Origin of the sequence: Marinococcus sp. PL1-022, from assembly GCF_033845285.1 — a bacterium.
Lineage (GTDB): Bacteria > Bacillota > Bacilli > Bacillales > Marinococcaceae > Marinococcus.
The window spans coordinates 709910-733009 of the sequence record NZ_JAWXCX010000001.1 but is presented as its reverse complement, the minus strand read 5'-3'; the positions used below and the strand labels follow the sequence as shown (position 1 = coordinate 733009).

The following is a 23100-nucleotide window of genomic DNA, read 5'->3' as shown; positions in this document are numbered from 1 at the left end:
TCCTTATGAAGAAACTGTCTGATCCAATTTTCGTACATCTACAAAGTGTCCGTAAATAGCAGCCCCTGCTGCCATAGCCGGACTGACCAGGTGCGTTCTTGCACCTTTTCCCTGCCGGCCTTCAAAGTTTCTGTTGGACGTGGAGGCACAGCGCTCTCCCTCAGGTACAAAATCAGGATTCATGCCGAGGCACATGCTGCACCCGGAGTCCCTCCACTCAAATCCAGCTTCCTTAAATACCTGGTCGAGTCCTTCTTCCTCTGCCTGCATTTTTACCTGCTGGGAGCCCGGCACGACCATCGCGCGGATCCCTTCCGCTACTTTGTTGCCGCGGATAATTTTAGCAGCTTCACGAAGGTCCCCGATACGCGCGTTGGTACAGGAGCCAAGAAACACATGCTGCACATGAATATCTGTGATTTTCGTGCCCGGCTCCAGAGCCATGTAATCAAGCGATGTTTTGATCACTTTTTTCTCCGTAGCACTTTTCCCGTCTTCCGGATAAGGAACTGTACCGTGAATACCTACACCCTGGGACGGGTTGGTTCCCCACGTTACCATCGGTTCGATTTCGTCTGCGGGGATCACTACGTGTTCGTCATATTCGGCCCCATCATCTGTAGCAAGCTGACGCCACTGTTCGACTTTTTCATCAAATTCTGCACCCTCCGGTACAAACCGGCGGTCTTTCAAGTAATCGAACGTCACCTGATCCGGACTGATCAGGCCGGCACGTGCTCCGGCTTCGATAGACATGTTACAAATTGTCATCCGCTCTTCCATCGTCAGACCGCGAATTGCCTCACCGGTATATTCCAGTACATAGCCGCTGCCAAAATCAACGCCGAATTTAGCGATGATCGACAAAATAATGTCCTTGGCTGTAACTCCGGTGCCCAGTCTTCCATCCACATGCACCTCCATCGTTTTTGGAGGAGACTGCCAAAGCGTCTGGGTGGCAAGAACGTGTTCCACTTCACTTGTACCGATACCAAAGGCAAGGGCACCAAAAGCTCCGTGGGTGGACGTATGGCTGTCGCCGCACACGATCGTTTTCCCCGGCTGGGTCAGCCCGAGCTCCGGGCCGATAATGTGGACAATACCATTGTTCGGACTGTGAATGTCAGCAAGCTCCACTCCAAATTCCTTGCAGTTGTCAAACAGCGTATCAATCTGTTTTTTCGATATGGCATCGGTAATAGACTCCCGGTTCAGCGTTGGTACGTTATGGTCCATTGTCGCAAAGGTCAGGTCCGGGCGCCTCACTGGACGCCCGCTCAGCCGAAGGCCTTCAAATGCCTGCGGGGACGTGACTTCGTGGACCATATGAAGATCAACATACATTAAATTCGGTTTGCCTGTTTCGGCACGAACAGCGTGTTCATTCCAAATCTTATCAATGATTGTTCTCGGCTTCATGGAACTTCCTCCTTTTAATATTTTCCTGCCAGTCGTGCAATGTGACTGCATACGGCTTTTGTAACTTCTTCTGTTGAGGCCGCAGATGTTTTATCCCTGCTTAAGTCTGCCGGAAGCAGTCCCTCTAAGAGGACCTGCTCAATCGCTTCCTCCACTGCATCTGATTCCCGCTGGAGCTCAAAGGAATATTTCAGCATCATTGCACTCGAAGCGATCGTGGCCAGAGGATTCGCTGTCCCCTGTCCGGCGATGTCAGGGGCCGATCCGTGGACCGGCTCATACAAAGCAGGCTTTTCACTGCCCATACTTGCAGATGGCAGCATACCGAGCGATCCTGTCAGCATCGATGCTTCATCGCTTAAAATATCCCCGAACATATTTTCCGTAACGATGACGTCGAGCTTTTTCGGATCATACATAATCTGCATGGCCGCGTTATCCACGAGCATATGCTCAAGCTCCACATCCGGGTAGTCTTTGGCTGCTTCTTCAGCTGTTTCCCGCCACAGGCGGCTGGATTCAAGAACATTCGCTTTATCGACTGATATTACTTTTCGCGTGCGTAAACGGGCAATTTCAAAGGCCTGCTGAACAATTCTCCGGATTTCTGATTTTTTATAAACCAAGGTGTCCACCGCTGCTTCTTCGCCGTCGATTATCCGTCGTTCTCTTGGCTCCCCGAAATAAAGCCCTCCGGTTAATTCCCGGACAATCATTACATCGACTCCGTCAATCACTTCTTCACGCAGGGGTGAACTGTGCAGCAAGCTTTTGAAACTGCGGACCGGGCGCAGATTGGCAAACAGTCCTAACTCTTTGCGAATGCGCAGCAGTCCTTTTTCCGGGCGCTTTTCTCCCGGAAGGTGGTCCCACGCCGGGCCTCCGACTGCACCAAGCAGAATGGCGTCGCTTTTTTTACAAATATCGAGCGTATGAGCAGGGAGCGGATCACCGTAATCATCCACTGCTCCTCCGCCAATATCTGCATATTCAAATGTAAATGAATGGTTAAACGATGTTTCAATCTGCTTGAGCACCTGTACTGCTGCCTCTACTACTTCCCGTCCGATACCGTCACCGGGCAGGATCGCAATCTTTTTTTCCATTTCGATCTCTCCCTTGTCCGCTGCTTCAGTAATTATTTTATGGCGTGGATATATTTGCTACTTTAGGCTGGTTTTCTGCACGACGCTGGTTTAACACACGGTTCACGGCGTTAATATAAGCTTTTGCGGAAGCTTCAAGTACGTCGTTATCCGTTCCGCGTCCACTGGATTCCGTTTCCTCAAATGCCAGCCGCACGAATACTTCTGCCAGCGCATCACGGCCGCCGGTAGTGGACTGGATACGGTAATCCTGGAGCGTGAAGCCTTCCCCTACAATTTTTTCAAGCGTGTTGTAAAGGGCCTCCACGCTTCCAGAACCAGTACCCGCGTTTTCAATACGCTCTCCTGCCTGGTCCAGCACTGTAACCGTAGCCGTCGGAATATTTGACGTCCCGTACGTCACCTGCAGTGTTTCAAGAGAATAATACTTCATTGCATCACCGGCTTTTTCATCGGCCATTAATGCAAAAATATCTTCATTTGTAATTTCTTTTTTCTTATCTGCGAGTTCTTTAAAGGATTTGAACACTTTATTGATCTCTTCTTCGGTCGCGTTATAGCCGAGAGAAATAATCTTTTCTTTAAAGGCATGACGTCCGGAAAGCTTACCAAGTACCATCCGGTTCGCTTCTACACCGACGAGCTCCGGCGTAATAATTTCATACGTGGATGTTTCTTTCAGTACGCCATCCTGATGAATACCGGATTCATGGGCAAATGCGTTGTCGCCGACCACGGCTTTATTGTTTGGCACCTGCATACCCATGAGTGAACTGACAAGACTGCTTGTCCGTTTAATTTCGTTCAGCGTAATGTTAGTGGATTTACCGTAAAAATCATTCCGGATATGAAGAGCTACAGCAATTTCTTCCAAAGAAGCATTACCGGCACGTTCCCCGACAGCGTTAATTGTACATTCCACCTGCTCCGCGCCACCTTCGACAGCGGCCAGAGAATTGGCAGTCGCCATGCCGAGATCGTCATGACAGTGAGCCGACAGTACAGCTTTATCTGCGTTTGGCACTTCGTTTTTAATATAGCGGAACATGCTGCGGATCTCCTCCGGCATGATAAATCCGACCGTGTCCGGCAGGTTTACTACATCTGCTCCGGCGTCAATGACTGCTTCGACCACTTCCGCCAGAAATGGAAGCTCTGTCCGGCAGGCGTCCTCTGCTGAAAACTGGACCTTGGAAAAACGCTCTTTTGCATAGCGTACCGCTTTAACTGCTGTCTCAATCACCTGTTCCTGAGTCATGTGGAGCTTATGCTCACGATGGATCGGGGACGTGGCCAAAAATACGTGGATTCTTGGCTCTGCCCCTCCCTTTAACGCTTCCCAGCAGGCATCGATATCAGAAGTCAGGGCGCGGGACAGCCCGGTTACTGAACTGTTTTTGACAGTATCCGCAATTTCCTTCACAGAACGAAGATCGCCTTTAGAAGCGGCTGGAAACCCCGCTTCAATAATATCAACACCCAGACGTTCGAGCTGTTTCGCAATTTGAAGCTTTTCTTCAAAGTTCAGGTTGACGCCCGGCGTCTGCTCTCCATCTCGAAGCGTCGTATCGAAAACGTTAATGTTTTTCACAGCATTACACTCCCTTGGAATTTGGGTTAACAAACGGCATCATTTCGCGGAGTTCGCGGCCCACCTGCTCAACGAGGTGATTTCTCTCACGGGCATTGGTAGCGTTGAACTCTGGACGGTTCGCCTGGTTTTCTGCAATCCATCCTTTAGCAAAACGGCCGGTTTGAATATCGGTCAGAATACCTTTCATCGCCTGTTTGGTATCTTCCGTTACGATGCGCGGTCCAGCCTGAAAATCTCCCCACTGAGCCGTGTCTGAAATGGAATAGCGCATGCCTTCAAGGCCGCCTTCATACATCAGATCGACGATCAGTTTCAGTTCGTGCAGGCACTCAAAATATGCAATCTCCGGCTGATACCCGGCTTCAACAAGCGTTTCAAATCCGGCTTTAACAAGTGCGGACGTTCCGCCGCAAAGAACAGCCTGCTCTCCGAAAAGGTCCGTTTCGGTCTCTTCCTGGAACGATGTTTCCAGAATTCCGGCACGTCCCGCACCGATTTGTTTTGCATAAGCAAGCGCAGAGTTTGTGGCGTTTCCACTTGCATCCTGATACACAGCATACAGAGCAGGTACTCCGGCGCCCTGTTCAAATGTCCGACGCACAATATGTCCCGGCCCTTTCGGTGCTACCATGAATACGTCCACGTCTTCCGGCGGCACAATCTGGCTGAAATGAATATTAAAGCCATGCGCAAATGCAATCGCTTTTCCAGCTTTAAGCTCCGGCTTGATTTCTTCTGTGTAAATCGCCGGCTGATACTCATCCGGAAGCAGGATCATGATAACGTCTGCTTTCGCCGACGCTTCTTTTACAGAATATACTTCAAATCCATCCTCCGAGGCCTTGTCCCAAGACTTTCCTTTACGGAGCCCAATGATAACGTGAACGCCGCTTTCCCTCAGGTTTTGTGCGTGGGCGTGGCCCTGTGAGCCATACCCTACGATTGCTACTGTTTTCTCCTGTAGTGCTGCCTCATTTACATCGTTGTTATAAAATACCTTTGCCATTGCTGGAACCTCTCCTTTTATGAATACTCATTAATTAATAATGGAATACCTGGTTTGATCACTGCTTTTTTTCGTTGCCCGTTGAAAGGCTGTTACACCCGTGCGGGCCATTTCTTTAATGCCGTAAGGCCTTAACAGATCGATGAGTGCTTCCACCTTTGGTGTGTCTCCGGTCACTTGAATCGTGACACTCTCTCTGCCCACATCGATAACTGTAGCCCGGAACGGTGCAATTAAATCCGATATTTCTCCACGCTGGCCGGAGCCTGTCATGACTTTAATCATCGCAAGCTCTCTGGCTACAATCGCTTCATCGGTAATATCACGGACTTTTAATACATCCACCTGCTTATTCAGCTGCTTGATGACCTGGTCGAGCCCCCGCTGGTCGCTCACATTGACCACAAATGTCATTCTAGACACTTCCGGGTTTTCCGTCATTCCGACTGTGATGCTTTCGATATTGAAATGACGGCGGGCAAAGAGACCGGTAATGCGGTTCATCACTCCTGTTGTGTTGTTTACTGTCGCTGTAATGGTCCGCCTCATGGTTTCACTCCTTCCATTTGATGGTGCCCCTGTCCGGGAGCGATCATCGGATACACGTTTTCTTCTTCGTGTACTCTGCAGTCAATAAGCACCGGGCCGTTGTAGTTGAATGCTTCTTCAAGCACTCCTGCCACTTCATTTTCGTCGGTAATTTTATATCCTTTAATATCATACGCTTCCGCCATCTTCACGAAATCCGGCTGGATTGGAAACAGGGAGTTGGAATACCGCTCTTCATAGAAAAGCTGCTGCCACTGGCGGACCATACCGAGCGATGCGTTGTTGACCAGAAGCACCTTTACCGGAAGATTCAGCTCCTGCAGAATGGAAAGCTCCTGCATTGTCATCTGGAAGCCGGCATCTCCAAGAATAGCCACTACCTGACGATCCGGTTCGGCAAACTGGGCACCGATAGCAGCCGGAAAACCAAAGCCCATCGTTCCGAGACCGCCGCTTGTCACCCAGGCGTTCGGATGATCGAATTTGTAGTACTGGGCAGCCCACATTTGGTGCTGACCGACATCTGTCGTGATAATTGCTTCACCGTTGGTTTTTTCGTAAACAAGCTCTGTAAGCTTCTGCGGTTTAATATACTCAGAGCCTTCCTTGTACCAGAGCGGAAACTCCTGCTGCCATTCGTCCACTTTCATTCTCCAGCGCACGCTTTCGCCCGGCTTCGGATTCACTTCGTTTAACAGGCGCAATGCTTCTTTGGCGTCTCCCACAACCGGAATATGCGTTTCAATGATTTTACCTATTTCTGCCGGATCAACGTCAATATGGGCAACTGTTGCCTGCGGGGCAAAGTGTTCCAAATTACCGGTGACACGGTCGTCGAAGCGGGCGCCTATATTGATAAGCAGGTCGGCTTCATGGAGGGCCATATTGGCTGCGTACGTCCCATGCATACCCGCCATGCCGAGTGCCAGTTCATGAGTGCCGGGAAACCCGCCAAGCCCAAGAAGTGTAGAGGCAACCGGGATCTGCTGCTGTTCGACAAATTCAAGCAGTTCCGGAGAAGCGCCGGCATGCAGAATGCCTGCTCCTGACAGAATAACCGGGCGCTTCGCTTTCGTTACCGCTTCAGCAAGCTTGCGGATCTGAAGCTTGTTTGGCGTATATGTCGGCTGATATCCGGGAAGGTTCGGCTCATCATCGTAATGAAACATTCCGGAGGCAATGGATACGTCTTTAGGAAGGTCAATTACGACCGGTCCCGGACGTCCGGTAGTGGCAATATGGAATGCTTCCCGGATGATTCGCGGAAGGTCTTCCACCGACCGCGCCTGAAAATTGTGCTTTGTGATCGGCATCGTGATACCCAGAATATCCGCTTCCTGGAAAGCATCCGTACCGATTACCGATGTTGCTACCTGGCCAGTCACAACCACAAGAGGAAGAGAGTCAATCATGGCGTCGGCAATGCCGGTTACCACATTTGTAGCTCCAGGGCCTGATGTTACTACACACACACCGGGCTTCCCTGAAACTCTTGCGTACCCCTCTGCTGCATGAATAGCGCCCTGCTCATGCCGGGAGAGGATATGGCGGATACCGGTACGGTAGATTTCATCATACGTTGGAAGAATAGCTCCGCCGGGATAGCCGAAAATGGTATCTACATTTTCCCGGGCCAAAGCCTGGATCAGCATGCTTGAGCCACTCATTTCCTGGTTTTCGTCTTTCAATTCACGCCCTTTTACTTCTCTCACTCTTGTGTTCATACTCGCTCCTCCTTTTATACTCAAATCACTTTTTTCTCCATGCCTGCGTCAATGCCATGCCGCCACCTTTAAAAAGGACTTCTCCGGATAATAAAAAACGCCCTTTCACCTCCAATAGACAGCTGCTGCTGCTCTAAAGGGGCGAAAAGACGTCTGCTTTTCACGGTACCACCCTTTTTTACAATAAGCTCGCACTTATTGCCTTAAGAACCGTTTTTGCGGTTCGGTTTGCCATAACGGAGGCCGTGTAGGCATCCGGCCTTCCTTACTTGGGTTCAGGGAGGCTCTCAAGGGGGAGTTCAATACGATTTCCTGCTGCTCTTTCAGCTGCGGCAGCTCTCTGTGAAGGAAAATCTGTTATTTACTGGTCCCTGTCGTCGATTTATCAATACTATTTAATTATATTGTACATGTAATCAGGCAATTAGCCAATCTCTATGCGTGAATTGTCTGAATAAACTTTTACTCCGTCTTCCACAACCTTTTGTCTGAAAGCGCGCAAAAGCCGGTTTGTCTCTTCTCCCGGCTGGCCATCGCCGATCACTCTTCCATCTACCTTTACCACAGCAATGACTTCTGCAGCTGTTCCGGTCAGAAACACTTCTTCTGCAGTATAGACATCATGTCTCGTAAACGCTTCTTCGCGCACGTCATACCCCATATCCTCAGCCATTTCCAGAATCGCCTGCCGGGTGATGCCCTCTAAAGCCCCAATGTAACCCGGCGGTGTCATCAGCACACCGTTTCTAATAATAAAGATATTGTCTGCGGAGCCTTCGGCCACATAGCCCTGATCGTTAAGCATTAACGCTTCGCTGACCCCTGCAAGGCTTGCTTCCATCTTCACCAGTATATTATTCAAATAATTTAATGATTTCACTTTTGGGCTTAATACATCCGGCCGGTTCCGCCGGGTAGCAACTGTCACAATTTCGAGGCCATGCTCGTAAAATTCCTTTGGATAGATTGCCAGCTCCTCTGCTATAACTATAATAGAAGGGTTTGCACACGATGCCGGATCCAGGCCAAGATTCCCTACACCCCTTGAAACAACAAGCCGGATATAAGCATCTTCGAGTTTATTTTTCTGCAGTGTCTGCCTGATAATTTCCGTCATATCTTCCTTCGATTGAGGGATATCAAGCATAATCGATTTTGCAGAGTGATATAAACGCAAGAGGTGTTCATCCAGTTTGTAAATATTTCCGTTATATACGCGAATGCCTTCAAAAACACCGTCACCGTATAAAAAACCATGATCATATACGGAGATTTTGGCATCTTCCTTTTTGACGAACTCTCCGTCCATAAATATCCATTGTTCCGCCACTGATATCACCTCTGCGTCCCTTCAATCTATCGTCTGCCCTGTTAATGAACACGGTAACGTGTACACCCTCAAAAGGCAAATGTTCTTTCTCTGAATACATTTTTAACGTTTGACGTATATATTACGCCGAATACAGTTTATGGTCAACCATTTTGCAGAAACTTTTTAGATAATTTGTACTTCTGCATCAGATATAAGATTTATTGTCCACGATCTTGCAATATAACCTGACACTATTTCTTTTAAAGCAGGAGCAAAGGCCTCCCTGAAGCATTTTCTGGGTTCGCTCCGCCTTCCCTTCCAGCCTGGGTGAAATAAATAAAAAGAGACAGGAGAGGAAGTCCTCTTCTGTCTCTTGGCATATTATTAATTAGGAAATGGTGTCCCAGGCAGGACTCGAACCTGCGGCCTACAGCTTAGAAGGCTGTTGCTCTATCCAGCTGAGCTACTGGGACATCTGTATTTTTGCGACATTTATTATGTTAAAATATTTTCTCCTAAAAGTCAATAAAGGTTTCCAGAGGGATTTTATTCTCCCTCTGGAAACGGAAAGCTTTGCGAAAGTTCAAGAAGCTCGCTGCCTGACTCTCTTTCATAAAAATGGACGTTGATCGACTGGCCCTGGTTAGAGACATTTACGATAGCATAGGTCTGCTCAGGACGCTCCTGCGGCAGCAGCAGGCTTCCTGGATTCACAAAAATCGTTCCGTCCTCTTCAAACGCTCCCGCTACGTGAGTATGCCCGGAACAAACCAGGTCTGCATTAATCTCTTCAGCCTTGGAAAAGAGTGAAGCATAAGACGTTTTCACCTGATATAAATGTCCGTGAGTAAGATACGTTTTTATATGGCCTACATTTACTGTTAATTCATCAGGAAAGTTTCCCGGACTGTCCACATTTCCCTGAACGATATGCACATCGTTCAGGAGATTATTTTCCGGTGAGGCTTCCGAATCTCCGCAATGCAGTACAGCACTCACCCCGCCCTGATGACGGTCGAGCACCTGCTTTAATACTTCTTCACTTCCATGATTGTCGCTTACTACTAAAATGTCCATTCATTCTGCCTCCAACTCTCTATGATTCGCAAAAATTATTTTCAGTCGTCCTGCAGAAGATTTTGTCCCTGGACGCGCAATCTTTCAAGCGCCTTGCCCCGATGGCTGATGCGGTGCTTTTCTTCTACGGTCAGCTCCGCCATCGTTTTTCCGTAATCTGGCAGATAAAAGACGGGATCGTAGCCGAATCCGTTATCTCCAGCTTTCGCTTCTGCTATTTCCCCTTCACATGTTCCCGTAAATGTATGAACGCTGCCATCCGGAAATGCCACAGCCAGTACACACACAAAACGGGCACTGCGCCCGCCGCGGGGCACCTGCTTCATTTCATGTAACACTTTCTCTATATTCGCTTCATCATCTTTTTCTTCTCCCGCATAACGTGCGGAGTAAACACCCGGACGCCCGTCTAAGGCGTCAATCTCCAGACCGGAATCGTCTGCAACCACCGTGCAGTTGAGATGATCTCTTACAGCCTCTGCTTTAATAATCGCATTTTCTTCAAAGGTGGCGCCGGTTTCTGGAATATCATCAATATTTTTCTCCAGTAACGATTCCACTTTATACCCGCTGCCAAACATGTGTTCAAACTCTTTTACTTTTCCTGGATTCTTTGTAGCTATTACTACAGTATTCATTATAACTCCCTTCCGCTTCCATCATCTGCAAAGTTCTCCTGAATAGAAGCTGCCGCGGGCCCGATAACCTGCTTTTGAAGCTGAATGATTTCATGCATTCCCGCCTCTGCGGAGTCGAGCATGTTATTGAGCTGTTCTCTTGTGTACGAAGCTTCTTCGCCTGTGCCCTGTACTTCTACATACTCGCCTTTTCCCGTCATTACTACATTCATATCCACATTTGCCTGAGAATCTTCTGCATAGGCAAGGTCGAGGATGGTTTCCTGGTCAGCGTTAAGGCCTACGGAAACAGCTGCTAAGTAATCCGTAATAGGGAAGCCTTTAAATTTTCCCTTCTCATGGTAGGACTGCACAGCCATAGCAAGAGCAATAAAAGCCCCTGTTACTGAAGCTGTACGCGTTCCCCCGTCTGCCTGAATCACGTCGCAGTCAATCCAGATAGTCCGCTCTCCCAGGAGCTTCAGATCCACTACCGCCCGAAGAGCCCGTCCGATTAAGCGCTGGATTTCCATCGTTCTTCCGGTAAGCTTGCCCCGGGCCGCTTCCCGGATATTACGGGTTTCTGTTGCTCTTGGGAGCATCGAGTATTCGGCTGCGATCCAACCCCTCTTTTCCCCACGCATAAAAGGTGGGACACGCTCTTCAATACTCGCTGTACAAATTACTTTTGTGTCACCAAAGGATATCAGTACCGAACCCTCCGGATGCTTTAAATAATCTGTTTCAATTTGAATAGAACGAAGCTCATTCCATTCCCTTCCGTCCAATCGATTCATGTAATCTTCCTTTCTTTTCACTCCCGGCAAACCGGTCGTCACTATCAAGTCGAATAGATACTACATGTTCTATCTGCTGATCCATCCATTGGTTTGCTATGCTCCGAAATTCTTTTTCGGGCCCGGTAGTGTAAAACCTGTGAAACGGAGGGATTTCTCCCGTATTTAACGTTTCATGATAATTAAGCAGTGTGCTTACTTCCCTGGCTGTTTCATCACCAGAGGAGATTAACTGAATGTCCGGACCCACTGCCTCCTGAATCACACCTTCGAGCAGCGGATAATGAGTACACCCTAAAATCAGCGTATCATACGAAGCGTACTTTAGCGGCCGCAGCGTCTGCTTTACAATATCAAGAACAGCTCTGCCCCCGCACTGTCCCTGCTCCACGAGCGGAACGAACGGTACACAGGCAAGTGACGTAACTTCCACATCTTCATTAATAGATTTTAACGCCCGCTCATAGGCACCGCTTTTTACAGTGCCGCTGGTTCCAATCACGGCCACCTGATCTGTTTTGGTGACCTTCAACGCTGATATAGCCCCGGGTGTAATCACCCCTACGACTGGAATATCCAAAATTTGCTTTACTTCTTCAAGCACTACAGCTGTTGCTGTGTTGCACGCAATCACAAGCATTTTGATATTTTCAGACTGCAGCCTTGCAATCATCTGCCAGGTAAACTCCCTTACTTCCTCAATCGGACGGGGCCCGTATGGACACCTTGCAGTATCCCCTATGTATATCATTTCTTCTTTCGGCAGCTGCCTTAAAATTTCGCGGGCCACAGTAAGGCCTCCAAGACCTGAATCGATAACGCCAATAGGTTGTTTCATGTTTGCTTCTCTCCATTTTCAGAACTTGTTATCCGGGTTGGAACCAAACAGACTATCTGATATCTTCTGTGCAGTTCCGGAGCTGCTGACAATTTTATAAATTCCGTTCAAAGCTTTTTCAGCTGAAGAACATTAACTTTTTCAGTATACAAGAAAATATACGTTTCATCACCCACAAAAAAGCCTGGAACCTACCAACGGTTCCAGGCTTTTTGTTTTCCTGCTTTCAGTTTATTGAATGACAAAGCCTCTGTTTTCAACAAGTTCAGCAATTTCATCTGCTGTAGAACATTTCATTGCTTCCTCTACAAGACCCTCTGCGTCCGTTTTTTTCAACGAGCGGAGCTGGGTTCTTGCTGGAAGTACCGAGGTGGCACTCATGCTGAATTCATCCAATCCGAGTCCCAGAAGAAGAGGGACCGCTACAGGCTCGCCGGCCATTTCGCCGCACATGCCTGCCCATTTGCCTTCTTTATGAGCGGCATCGATCACATTTTTAACTAAACGAAGAATCGCCGGGTGATAAGGCTGATACAAATGAGCTACTTTTTCGCTCATCCGGTCTGCAGCCAGAGTGTATTGGATCAAGTCGTTTGTCCCAATACTGAAGAAATCCACTTCTTTAGCAAAAATCTCTGCTGCTGCTGCTGTGGAAGGGATCTCTACCATAATCCCCACTTCAATATCCCCGGAAACCTCGATGTTTTCATCCTGCAGTTCTTTCTTAGCTTCTGCAAGCATCGATTTTGCTTCACGCACTTCTTCTACTGTTGCCACCATCGGGAACATAATTTTTAATTTCCCAAAAGAGCTGGCCCTCAGCAGGGCACGGAGCTGCGTGCGGAACATATCCTTCTCTTCGAGGCAGAGCCGGATCGCACGAAAGCCGAGAAACGGGTTCATTTCCTTTGGCAGGTCCAGATAAGGAAGCTCCTTGTCACCGCCGATATCAAGCGTACGTATAACGACTGGCTTTCCTTCCATACGCTCAAGCACTTCTTTATAAGCTTCAAACTGCTCTTCTTCGGAAGGAAGCTCGTTTCTGCCCATATACAAAAACTCTGTCCGGTACAAACCGATGCCTTCAGCACCGTTGGATAAAACACCGTCGAGGTCATTCGGGGTGCCAATGTTAGCCGCTAATTCCACCGTATGACCATCTTCTGTTTTTGTTGGTTCATTGACCAGCTTTGCCCATTCTTCTTTCTGGCGGTTAAACTGCTCCAGCTTCTCTTTATACTCCTGCACTTCATCATCACTTGGGTTGATGACCACCCGGCCCTCAAGGCCGTCAACAATTAAAAGATCGTCCTGATTAATCGTGTCTGTTGCTTCTTTCGTTCCCACTACAGCTGGAATTTCCATCGATCTGGCCATAATCGCAGAATGGGAAGTACGACCGCCGATGTCTGTAGCAAAGCCCTTCACATATTCATTGAGTTGAGCAGTATCAGAAGGGGTCAGATCATCAGCAATAACGATAACTTCCTGATCAATCGTTGCCAGACTGGTATTTTCGAGTCCAAACAAATGCATGAGTACACGCTTGGATACGTCCCGGATGTCCGCAGCACGTTCTTTCATGTATTCATTATCCATGTTCTCAAACATATCTACATACATGTTCGCTACTTCACTGAGAGCATATTCTGCATTGGCACTCTCCTCCGTAATTTTACTGGAGACACCGTCCATAATCTCAGGGTCTTCCAGTACGAGCATATGTGCAGAAAAAATCTCAGCCTGGTCTTCTCCCATGTCCTGAAGTGTTTTTTCTTTAATAACCTGAAGCTCCTGCTTGGACTCCTGGACTGCTTCTTTAAATCTTGTGATTTCGTCCTGGGCGTTATCCACCGGTTTTTTACTTACATCCAATTCCGGTTGTTCCAAAAGGAAAGCTTTTGCAATTGCTATTCCTTTTGAGGCAGCAATTCCGGTCAGGCTGGCACTCATTATTCCCCAAGCCCTTCTTTAATCACTTGATCCACTGCTTCCATGGCATCTTCTTCGTCATTACCTTCAATTTTAACCGTTACTTCGGATCCTTTTCCAACGCCGAGAGACATAACGCCCATGATCGATTTCAGGTTTACGGATTTGCCGTTGTATTCTAAAGAAATATCTGAAGAAAACTGGCCGGCTTTGTTTACGAGCTGCGTCGCCGGACGCGCGTGGATTCCTGTTTCGTTTGTAATAGTAAATGTTTTTTCCTGCATGATTTATACCCCTTTTCAATATAGATCGCTTTCACTAAAAAGCGCTCAACATGTGCGCTTTTCTAGAAAGCAGGCTTTTTATATTGTACTTCACCCTTAATAAAGTCGCAACTGCGAACTGCTCCTATAACCCTGGAGCGTAGTGCACTGCTATTATAAGCGGTTTCAGTATGTAAAATACTTTTATATTGTACCACTCTGATTTACGGGAAACAAGAATAGACGCAGCGGTTTCTCCTGCAGGACCCCATCAGGCTTTCCTAGCCTTTTTGCCGGGTACGGCGAACCTATAATTCACATAAAACATGAAATAAAAAGACAGCCCGGAGGCTGCCCTTTTATCAATTAATTTCCGCCGCCAAAAAAGTTTTTAAACGACTGGATATTTGTTTCACGGTTCATGGCAGCAATGGAGGTTGTTAAAGGGATCCCCTTCGGACATACTTCCACACAGTTTTGGGCATTACTGCATCCACTGATCCCGCCTTCACCCATCAAGGCTTCCAGACGCTCGGATTTGTTCATTTCCCCTGTTGGATGGGAGTTGAACAGGCGAACCTGGGAAATAGCTGCAGGACCGATAAATGAAGAGTCATCGTTTACGTTCGGGCAGGCCTCGAGGCACACGCCGCACGTCATGCACTTGGAAAGCTCATACGACCACTGGCGCTTATTTTCTGCCATTCTCGGCCCTGGACCAAGATCGTACGTACCGTCGATCGGAATCCATGCTTTAACCTTTTTCAGGGAATCAAACATCCGGCTTCTGTCCACCTGAAGGTCTCTCATTACCGGGAATGTTTTCATCGGCTCCAGACGGATCGGCTGTTCAAGCTGATCAATCAGGGCCGTACAGGACTGGCGGGCTGTACCGTTAACAATCATCGAACAGGCGCCGCATACTTCCTCGAGACAGTTCATATCCCAGACAACCGGATTCGCCTGGTTGCCCTGGCTGTCGACCGGATTTCTGCGGATCTCCATCAGGGCGGAGATAACGTTCATGTTTTCTCTGTAGGGAACTTCAAACTCCTGATCATAGGAAGGACTCTCCGGGTCATCCTGACGGGTGATAATAAACTTCACTTTTTTTGTGTCGGTTTCTTCTGCGTTACGCGTTTCTTGCGCTTGTGCATCACTCATTAGTTACTTGCTCCCTTCTCTGAAGATGCTTTTCCTTGGGAATAATCCCGTTTTCTCGGCTTAATCAGCGACGTGTCAACCTCTTCGTACTCAAATTCCGGATGATTGGTTTGCGGATTGTATTTAGCCTTCGTGGTTTTCAGGAAGTCTTCATCATTACGTTCCGGAAACTCCGGTTTATAGTGGGCACCGCGGCTTTCATTACGGTGATAAGCTCCGAGCGTCATCACGCGGGCCAGGTGGATCATTCCTTTAAGCTGGCGGGTAAACATTGCAGCATGGTTATTCCATTTGGAGCTGTCGTGCATGTTAATGTTCTCCCAACGCTCAAGAAGCTCCTGGAGTTTATCATCTGTTTCGAGCAGTTTATCATTTTCCCGGACCACAGTCATATTGTTTGTCATCCATTCCCCGAGTTCGTTATGAAGCGCGTAGGCATTTTCGGTGCCGTTCATGTTCATAATCCTGTCGAACTCCTGCTGCTCTTCCTGTTTCTTTGTTTCAAAAAGCGAAGAAGAAAGATCTTCCGCTGATTTTTCCAGACTGTTGGCATACTCCACCGCGTTCGGCCCGGCAACCATCCCGCCGTATATAGAGGAAAGCAGGGAGTTTGCTCCGAGTCGGTTACCGCCGTGCTGAGTATAGTCACACTCCCCGGCAGCGAAAATACCCGGAATGTTTGTCATTTGGTTATAGTCAACCCACATGCCGCCCATCGAATAGTGGACAGCTGGGAAGATTTTCATTGGCACCTTCCGCGGATCATCACCCATGAACTTTTCATAGATTTCCATAATCCCGCCAAGCTTTACATCGAGTTCATGCGGATCTTTATGGGAAAGATCCAGATAGACCATGTTTTCCCCATTAATACCCAGCTTCTGGTTAACACAGACATCAAAGATTTCACGCGTGGCAATGTCCCGCGGAACGAGGTTACCGTACGCCGGGTATTTTTCCTCAAGGAAGTACCATGGTTTGCCGTCTTTGTATGTCCAGATGCGTCCGCCTTCCCCACGCGCAGATTCACTCATCAGCCGGAGCTTATCATCGCCGGGGATTGCAGTCGGGTGAATCTGGATAAATTCACCGTTGGCATAATTGACGCCCTGCAGGTAAAGCGATGAGGCGGCAAAGCCGGTGTTGATCATGGAGTTCGTGGATTTACCGAAAATGATGCCAGGGCCGCCCGTAGCCATAATGATTGCATCAGCCCGGAACGTTTCAATTTCCATCGAGCGCAGGTTTTGAGCGGCAATGCCTTTACAGGCCTGCTCCTCATCCAGAATAGCCGAAAGAAATTCCCATCCCTCGTATTTATTGACAAGCCCTTCTACTTCATAACGGCGAACCTGCTCGTCCAGCGCGTACAGCAGCTGCTGGCCAGTCGTTGCTCCGGCGTAAGCCGTACGGTGGAACTGGGTGCCGCCAAAACGGCGGAAGTCGAGCAGTCCTTCCGGAGTCCGGTTGAACATAACGCCCATGCGGTCCATCAGGTGAATGATCCCCGGAGCCGCTTCTGTCATAGCTTTTACCGGAGGCTGGTTTGCCAGGAAGTCGCCCCCGTATACAGTATCATCAAAGTGCTCCCACGGAGAGTCACCTTCACCTTTTGTATTGACGGCCCCGTTCATGCCGCCCTGAGCACAGACAGAGTGAGAACGTTTTACCGGTACAATTGAAAACAAGTCCACCTGAGAACCTGCTTCAGCGGCCTTGATTGTTGCCATCAGTCCTGCCAGTCCTCCGCCTACGACAATAACTTTTCCATTACTCATGCGGATGTTTCACTCCTTTAGTTTATTAAAAAACCGATCTTATACGAATGCGAAAATAGCACGAAGGCCAATCACAGACATCGCTACGAAAACGAACAAAGTGAAATATGTTGCAGCCAATTGGGCTTTTGGCGTAACCGTAATACCCCATGTAACCAAAAATGACCATAAACCGTTTGAAAAGTGGAATGTGGCAGACAGGATACCTACGATGTAAAATGCGAGCATCCAAGGATTCGCTACGATATCAGCCATCATCTGATAGTTTACTTCAGCACCGAAGAACTGGGCCTGCACCCATGTATCCCAGACGTGCCAGGTAATAAACACCAGCAGAAATACCCCGGTGATACGCTGGAAAATGTACATCCAGTTACGAAAGTAGCCAAAGCGCTTCGCATTCGCCTTGCCCTGAAATACAATAAAAAGTCCGTAAATCCCGTGAAACAGTATAGGAATATAAATGAGAAACATCTCTAAAAAGATACGAAACGGTAAATTTTCCATAAAGTGAGCCGCTCCGTTGAAAGCTTCAGCACTCCTGGTCGCGAAATGGTTTACTACGAAGTGCTGCATTAAAAATAGTCCAATTGGAATAATACCAAGAAGCGAGTGCAGCCTCCGGGCGGCAAATTCCTTATTTAAAGCCATATTCATCCTCCTCCATTAGCATAAAAATTCTCTCCATCCTGTTTTTCTGCCTTGCTTTCTTTTCCGGCTCCATTACCCCCTTGCTGAACTTTCCACTGCCCGCACAATAAACAGAATTACAGTCTCCTGTTTTCTATGTACTCGTGTGCCGGCTGTGTCTCCTGCCTCTTTTCCCTTTTGCAAAATGCATATGCATGCACGATACAACCAATTAGTCACAAAATCGAAAAGAAATATTCAGGGAATTGTACGAAACGTTACGTTAATTGTACTCCCCCTAAAATTACCCGTCAAGAAAACGTATACAGCATCTTAAATGTATATTATTCATCTTTTATACGATTCACTTCCCATGCAATAAAGAAAGCCGGAGAATTCCCTCTCCGGCTATCCAATAATTATGCGTTCCGTTGGATATCTATAATGCGATTTTGTTTCTTTCTTTTTCACTGAGAATAAAAACACCAGGATTCCCACCCGTCCGATGAACATCAGGCACATGAGCAGCACGTGACTCGGGGTGGAAAAATCATCTGTCAGCCCGGTCGAAAGCCCACAGGTTCCGAAGGCCGAGCTTGTTTCAAAAATAATATCAATCAATTCCACTTCTGCATTGCCGCGTTCGAAGGCGCTGATTAGAGTAATCGCAGCCAATAAACCTACAATAAAAAAGGAAATGACAATAAACGTCCGCTGTTTATCCTCCGGGTCAATCTGGCGGTTAAATACTTTGACATCCGAGCGTCCAAGCGCAAAGCTCCGAATCGTCAAAAACATTACAGCAAGGGTGGTCGTCCGGATACCTCCCCCGACACTCGATGGACTCGCCCCGATAACCATCAATCCCGACATCAGAAGAAGCGTCGGCATAGAAAACGCCGAAACATCCATTACCGACAACCCGGCACTTCTTGTGGTCGCTGAGTTAAACATCGAAAAGAAAAACTGCTGATGCCAGGCCATACCATCATAATAAAAGCCGAATTCTAGTGCCCATATGCTGACCGCCCCGAGCACAAATACGAGAAAGTACGTCGTAGTCGTCACTTTCGTAAACAGGCTGAAATTAAACCGCTCACGGTTTGTCAGATATTCCCGGACCTCCATCAGAACCGGAAAGCCAATCGCCCCGGCAAAGATCAGAGTGATGACGACAAACAGGACATAGTAGTCTTCAGCAAAAGGGATGAGCGATTGCCCTGTGACGTCAAAGCCGGCATTGGTAAAAGCACTAAGCGCGGCAAAGCCGCCCTGATAATAAGCTTCCCACGTCGAATCAAAATAACGAAGAAAGTATGTACCAAGTATCAGCATCCCCATGGCTTCAATACCTAAAGCAAGCAGCAGGATGTTTCTCATCAGCTTGACCATTCCCGAAAACTTATACTGATTCTGGTCCACCATAATCAGTAACCGCTGGGATAAATTAATTTTTCTTCCAAAAACCATCCACACAAACGTGCCCAGAGACATAATTCCAATGCCGCCCACCTGCATCGCCAGTGCTAAAAACGCAATCCCGACAGAGCTCAGAGTGTCAGACACCTGAATCACTGTCAGTCCTGTTACGCTGACGGCGGATACTGAGGTAAACAAAGCTTCGATATATGTTAATTCATGCCCCGGCTGATGTGAAATTGGCAGCCAGAGCAGTAAACTGAACAACAGCATTGAAAAAACGTAGGCACCGATGATCATGCGAAATGGTGTCATTTTTTCTGCAAAAATATTTTTCATATCGGTCCCTCCGTCATAATCGTGCATTAGTATATCATGTATGATTTTGGGAATCTATAGAGATTTCCAACTCCAGCATGTATAATATCAGATGTAGAAAGTGGTGATGGAAATGGAAGAAGAAACAAATAAACCAGCTGCCTTCGGGTATGAATTACTGAGGAAAAATGTTCTTCCTGATATTTTAGGCTCTGACGAGCATGCGATATTATACTGGGTCGGAAAACAGCTTGCCCGCCGCTATCCATGCAGCTCTCCTGGTGAGGTGGCTGATTTTTTCCATGATGCCGGCTGGGGAGAGCTCCTCTGGAAAAAAGAAAGAAAAAAAGACGTCATTGCTGAGCTGTCCGTTTATGAAAGGGAAAATTCGTTCACAAAAGCTTTAGAAGGCGGCTTTCTGGCAGAGCAGTGGTCACAGATGAAGGATACGTACGCGGAAACCTACATAGAAGAAAAGAAAAAATCCACGACTATGCATATTAAATGGGAGTAACCCACATCACACCATATAGCAAAACGTTCGCTGATATGCATCAGCGAACGTTTATTATTTCGAAAGTGTGGAATCCTCCTCCAGCTTTTTCATCAGCTCCGTAATAACATCATCCGGGAGAGAAAGCTGTTTAAAATCCTCAAAGGAGGCCTCCTTCATTTTTTTCACAGATCCAAAATGCTTTAGAAGCATCTGCTTGCGCTTCTGTCCAATCCCGTTAATATCGTCCAGGAGAGAAGAAAACATTGTTTTTCCGCGTGTCTGACGGTGAAAAGTAATTGCAAAACGGTGCACCTCATCCTGAACACGCTGCAGAAGGTAAAAAGCAGAGCTGTGCCGTTCGAGAGGTACTCTGACGGCCTCTTCTCCCATAAGGAGCTCCGAGGTGCGGTGCTTATCGTCTTTAGCAAGTCCCGCTACCGGAATATTTAAACCAAGCTCATCCTCAATAACGCTGACGGCCGCACTTAACTGGCCCTTTCCGCCATCAATAAGAATCAGATCCGGCAGCGCCGCTTCGTCCTTTAACAGGCGGATATATCTTCTTCGCACAACCTCCCGCATAGACGCATAGTCGTCCGGCCCCTGTACGTCTCTGACCTTATATTTTCTATACCCTTTTTTCCACGGCTTGCCATCTACAAATGTAACCATTGCCGCAACAGGGTCCGTCCCCTGGATATTCGAGTTGTCAAAAGCCTCCATGCGGTATGGTGTATCAATACCCATCGCTTCACCAAGCTGCTCCACCGCTTTTACCGTCCGTTCTTCATCCCGTTCAATCAATGCAAAGCGATCGCTGAGCGCCTGCCGGGCGTTTTTCTCCGCCAAATCAAGCAGTTCTCTTTTCTGGCCGCGCTTTGGCTGCTGAACCCGCACGTTTACAAACTGTTCCGCCATGGAGGCATCCACCGAGTCCGGAATAAATATTTCTGACGGCTTCATGTGCTGTTCCTGCATATAGAACTGGCCCAGGAAGGTAAAAAAGTCCTCCTCAGGCTCCTGATACATTGGAAAAAGAGAAACGTCCCTTTCAATCAATTTTCCTTGTCTTACAAAAAATACCTGCACGCACATCCAGCCTTTGTCATAGCTGTACGCAAACACATCGCGGTTCGCCTGATCCTTCACAGACATTTTCTGCTTTTCCATGACGGAATCAATATGCTGTATTTGATCCCTCAGCTCTTTGGCTCGTTCAAATTCAAGCTGTTCCGAAGCTGTTTCCATTTTGGTCTGAAGCTCCGCCCGTATTTCGTGGTGCCCGTTGTTTAAAAACCGTGCAATCTGCTGAATCATGTCGTCGTACTGGTCTCTCGTCACCGTAAATTCGCAGGGGGCCAGACACTGGCCAATATGGTAGTATAAACAAACCCGGTCGGGCATCGTGCGGCATTTACGCAGCGGATACAATTGATCGAGCAGCTTTTTTGTTTCGTTTGCTGCACCAGCGTTCGGATACGGGCCAAAGTATTTACCGCCGTCCTTTTTTATCTTTCTCGTAATAATCAGACGGGGATGCTCTTCGTTAGTAATTTTAATATACGGGTAGGACTTGTCATCTTTAAGAAGCACGTTATATTTTGGCTCATACTTTTTAATCAAATTCATTTCAAGGATTAATGCTTCCAGATTGGAAGAGGTCATAATATATTCAAAATCGGTAATTTCCATTACGAGCCGCTGGGTTTTTCCGTCGTGCGACCCCGTGAAATAGGATCTCACCCGATTTTTCAACACCTTTGCCTTGCCTACATATATAACGGTGCCGTGTTTGTTTTTCATTAAATAGCAGCCAGGCTGATCCGGAAGAATCGCCAGCTTTTCTTTTAATTGAGTCATGTGCCCAACCCCTCTTGGCGTGTAATATCTATGGTGTTTCCTTCCTTTTTTTATGAAGAAGAAACAAAAAACTGCCGGCCCAGGGACCAGCAGTTTCGTGTTTTTACAAATGTTTGTTCAAAAGCTCCACCAGTTGTTCTTTAGGCTGAAAGCCGACTACCTGCTCGACAACTTCGCCGTCTTTAAAGATCATTAGTGTTGGAATACTCATTACACCGTATTTTCCGGCTGTTTCCTGATTTTCATCAACATCTAATTTAGCAATTTTAATCTGTTCGCCCATTTCTGTATCGATTTCTTCGAGTACTGGAGCGATCATTTTACAAGGTCCGCACCATGGTGCCCAAAAGTCCGCAAGCACTACTCCGTCGGACGTTTCACCTGCAAAGTTTTGGTCCGATACATTGACAATAGCCATGAATGGTTCCTCCTTTATATCTCTATCTTTGCATTTATTCTTCGTTATTATAGCATTCCCGCGCCTTACTGGCTAACGTTTAGCTTAAACTTTTTCAAAGGCCCCGCCTGATTTATATTTCCGTCTGCAGCGCCTGATAAACTATTTCTGCAAGCACCGGTCCCTGTGCTGCCAATGAATAGCTTCCATTTTCCATCACCCACGTGGTGATCGCTTCATTGAGTATGCCGACAAAGCAGATTCTGCCGATTTCTGTAGAAAGTGATGAGGGAAAGACCTGTTCGTCTTTTCCCCTGTTCACAATATTGATCACCGCCTGAAAAAACGGAGCCAGTATGCGCTGCATATTGTCATGAATCTCGCCCTTCGTCTGCAAAAGCTCAAAGTGGGCAAGTGTAGCAAGCTCTGGCCGGCCTTCCATAAATTCAAGCTGCAGCTGGACCATTTCAAACAGCTGCTTTTTCACAGAAATATCCTTTTGCATTATTATTTCCAGCTTCTGCATGAACTCCTGCATTTTTTCCTCAAAAATGGAGATTAATATATGCTCTTTATTATTAAAATACAAATAAATCGTTCCGTCTGCTACCTTTGCCTCTTTGGCAATATCCGACACCTTCGCCTGATGATAACCATGTTCAGCAATTACCTTAATCCCCGCCTCGATAATCTGTGCATGCTTCCTGTTTTGATTTTTCCCCATACGTATCTGCCACCCTTTCAAACAAAACCAACTATTATGCCGGTTTCTGTTTCACCCCGCCTGAATAATGCCTTTAAAAG

Annotated in this window: 21 protein-coding genes, 1 tRNA gene and 1 other annotated feature; of the genes, 1 reads left to right on the top strand and 21 read right to left on the bottom strand. The window is 47.5% G+C overall.

What is annotated here, in order from left to right; translation table 11 throughout:
- Positions 1-3 precede the first annotated feature (3 nt).
- From leuC to SIC45_RS03610, 18 genes are all read right to left on the bottom strand, one after another.
- On the bottom strand, positions 4-1419 hold the full coding sequence (gene leuC, locus SIC45_RS03695) for a 3-isopropylmalate dehydratase large subunit (RefSeq protein ID WP_319631105.1): 1416 nt from the start codon (positions 1417-1419) through the stop codon (positions 4-6).
- A 14-nt stretch (positions 1420-1433) separates the two neighbouring features.
- Complete coding sequence (gene leuB / locus SIC45_RS03690) at positions 1434-2525, bottom strand: 3-isopropylmalate dehydrogenase (RefSeq protein ID WP_319631104.1); 1092 nt, start codon at positions 2523-2525, stop codon at positions 1434-1436.
- Positions 2526-2562: 37 nt separating this feature from the next.
- Positions 2563-4116, bottom strand: coding sequence for a 2-isopropylmalate synthase (locus SIC45_RS03685; protein WP_298783559.1), 1554 nt, complete (start codon positions 4114-4116; stop codon positions 2563-2565).
- Between the two features lie 4 nt (positions 4117-4120).
- Positions 4121-5125: a ketol-acid reductoisomerase gene (gene ilvC, locus SIC45_RS03680; RefSeq protein ID WP_319631103.1), complete on the bottom strand. Its 1005-nt coding sequence runs from the start codon at positions 5123-5125 to the stop codon at positions 4121-4123.
- A gap of 30 nt (positions 5126-5155) precedes the next feature.
- The gene (ilvN, locus tag SIC45_RS03675; protein WP_298783555.1) at positions 5156-5674 is read right to left on the bottom strand and encodes an acetolactate synthase small subunit; all 519 of its coding nucleotides are present in this window, start codon (positions 5672-5674) and stop codon (positions 5156-5158) included.
- Entirely contained in the window at positions 5671-7398 is a 1728-nt protein-coding gene (gene ilvB / locus SIC45_RS03670; RefSeq protein WP_298783553.1) for an acetolactate synthase large subunit, read from the bottom strand. The genes ilvN and ilvB overlap by 4 nt, the downstream gene beginning before the upstream one ends.
- Positions 7399-7532: 134 nt before the next feature.
- Positions 7533-7785: a binding site (T-box leader), on the bottom strand.
- Positions 7786-7822: 37 nt separating this feature from the next.
- The gene (gene ilvE / locus SIC45_RS03665) at positions 7823-8728 is read right to left on the bottom strand and encodes a branched-chain-amino-acid transaminase (RefSeq protein WP_298783551.1); all 906 of its coding nucleotides are present in this window, start codon (positions 8726-8728) and stop codon (positions 7823-7825) included.
- A 378-nt stretch (positions 8729-9106) separates the two neighbouring features.
- A tRNA-Arg gene (locus SIC45_RS03660) sits at positions 9107-9183 on the bottom strand.
- Between the two features lie 73 nt (positions 9184-9256).
- Positions 9257-9787 carry a metallophosphoesterase gene (locus SIC45_RS03655; RefSeq protein ID WP_319631102.1) on the bottom strand — a complete coding sequence of 177 codons (531 nt, stop codon included), beginning with the start codon at positions 9785-9787 and terminating at the stop codon, positions 9257-9259.
- Positions 9788-9828: 41 nt separating this feature from the next.
- Positions 9829-10425, bottom strand: coding sequence for an XTP/dITP diphosphatase (locus tag SIC45_RS03650; RefSeq protein ID WP_319631101.1), 597 nt, complete (start codon positions 10423-10425; stop codon positions 9829-9831).
- Positions 10425-11201: a ribonuclease PH gene (gene rph, locus SIC45_RS03645; protein WP_319631100.1), complete on the bottom strand. Its 777-nt coding sequence runs from the start codon at positions 11199-11201 to the stop codon at positions 10425-10427. The genes SIC45_RS03650 and rph overlap by 1 nt, the downstream gene beginning before the upstream one ends.
- The gene (racE, locus tag SIC45_RS03640; protein WP_298783542.1) at positions 11170-12039 is read right to left on the bottom strand and encodes a glutamate racemase; all 870 of its coding nucleotides are present in this window, start codon (positions 12037-12039) and stop codon (positions 11170-11172) included. Before racE ends, rph begins: the two co-directional genes overlap by 32 nt.
- 231 nt (positions 12040-12270) lie before the next feature.
- On the bottom strand, positions 12271-13992 hold the full coding sequence (gene ptsP / locus SIC45_RS03635; protein WP_298783540.1) for a phosphoenolpyruvate--protein phosphotransferase: 1722 nt from the start codon (positions 13990-13992) through the stop codon (positions 12271-12273).
- Positions 13992-14255, bottom strand: a complete 264-nt coding sequence (locus SIC45_RS03630; RefSeq protein WP_298783538.1) for a phosphocarrier protein HPr — start codon at positions 14253-14255, stop codon at positions 13992-13994. The genes ptsP and SIC45_RS03630 overlap by 1 nt, the downstream gene beginning before the upstream one ends.
- 345 nt (positions 14256-14600) lie before the next feature.
- Positions 14601-15398, bottom strand: coding sequence for a succinate dehydrogenase iron-sulfur subunit (gene sdhB / locus SIC45_RS03625; RefSeq protein ID WP_298783536.1), 798 nt, complete (start codon positions 15396-15398; stop codon positions 14601-14603).
- A complete protein-coding gene (gene sdhA / locus SIC45_RS03620) occupies positions 15398-17176 on the bottom strand; it encodes a succinate dehydrogenase flavoprotein subunit (RefSeq protein ID WP_298783534.1) in 1779 nt (592 codons plus the stop codon). The genes sdhB and sdhA overlap by 1 nt, the downstream gene beginning before the upstream one ends.
- Positions 17177-17215: 39 nt before the next feature.
- On the bottom strand, positions 17216-17827 hold the full coding sequence (locus tag SIC45_RS03615) for a succinate dehydrogenase cytochrome b558 subunit (RefSeq protein WP_298783532.1): 612 nt from the start codon (positions 17825-17827) through the stop codon (positions 17216-17218).
- A 387-nt stretch (positions 17828-18214) separates the two neighbouring features.
- Positions 18215-19564 (bottom strand): TrkH family potassium uptake protein, encoded by a 1350-nt coding sequence (locus SIC45_RS03610; RefSeq protein ID WP_319631099.1) that lies wholly within the window; start codon positions 19562-19564, stop codon positions 18215-18217.
- 112 nt (positions 19565-19676) lie between these two features.
- Here SIC45_RS03610 and SIC45_RS03605 point away from each other — a divergent pair, with 112 nt between their 5' ends.
- The gene (locus tag SIC45_RS03605) at positions 19677-20057 is read left to right on the top strand and encodes a DUF2507 domain-containing protein (RefSeq protein ID WP_319631098.1); all 381 of its coding nucleotides are present in this window, start codon (positions 19677-19679) and stop codon (positions 20055-20057) included.
- Between the two features lie 54 nt (positions 20058-20111).
- Here SIC45_RS03605 and uvrC read toward each other — a convergent pair whose 3' ends face one another.
- The 3 genes from uvrC to SIC45_RS03590 form a co-directional block, all read right to left on the bottom strand.
- Positions 20112-21899 (bottom strand): excinuclease ABC subunit UvrC, encoded by a 1788-nt coding sequence (gene uvrC / locus SIC45_RS03600; protein ID WP_319631097.1) that lies wholly within the window; start codon positions 21897-21899, stop codon positions 20112-20114.
- Between the two features lie 103 nt (positions 21900-22002).
- On the bottom strand, positions 22003-22317 hold the full coding sequence (trxA, locus tag SIC45_RS03595; RefSeq protein WP_022793132.1) for a thioredoxin: 315 nt from the start codon (positions 22315-22317) through the stop codon (positions 22003-22005).
- A 112-nt stretch (positions 22318-22429) separates the two neighbouring features.
- Entirely contained in the window at positions 22430-23020 is a 591-nt protein-coding gene (locus SIC45_RS03590) for a TetR/AcrR family transcriptional regulator (RefSeq protein ID WP_319631096.1), read from the bottom strand.
- Between the last annotated feature and the right edge of the window lie 80 nt (positions 23021-23100).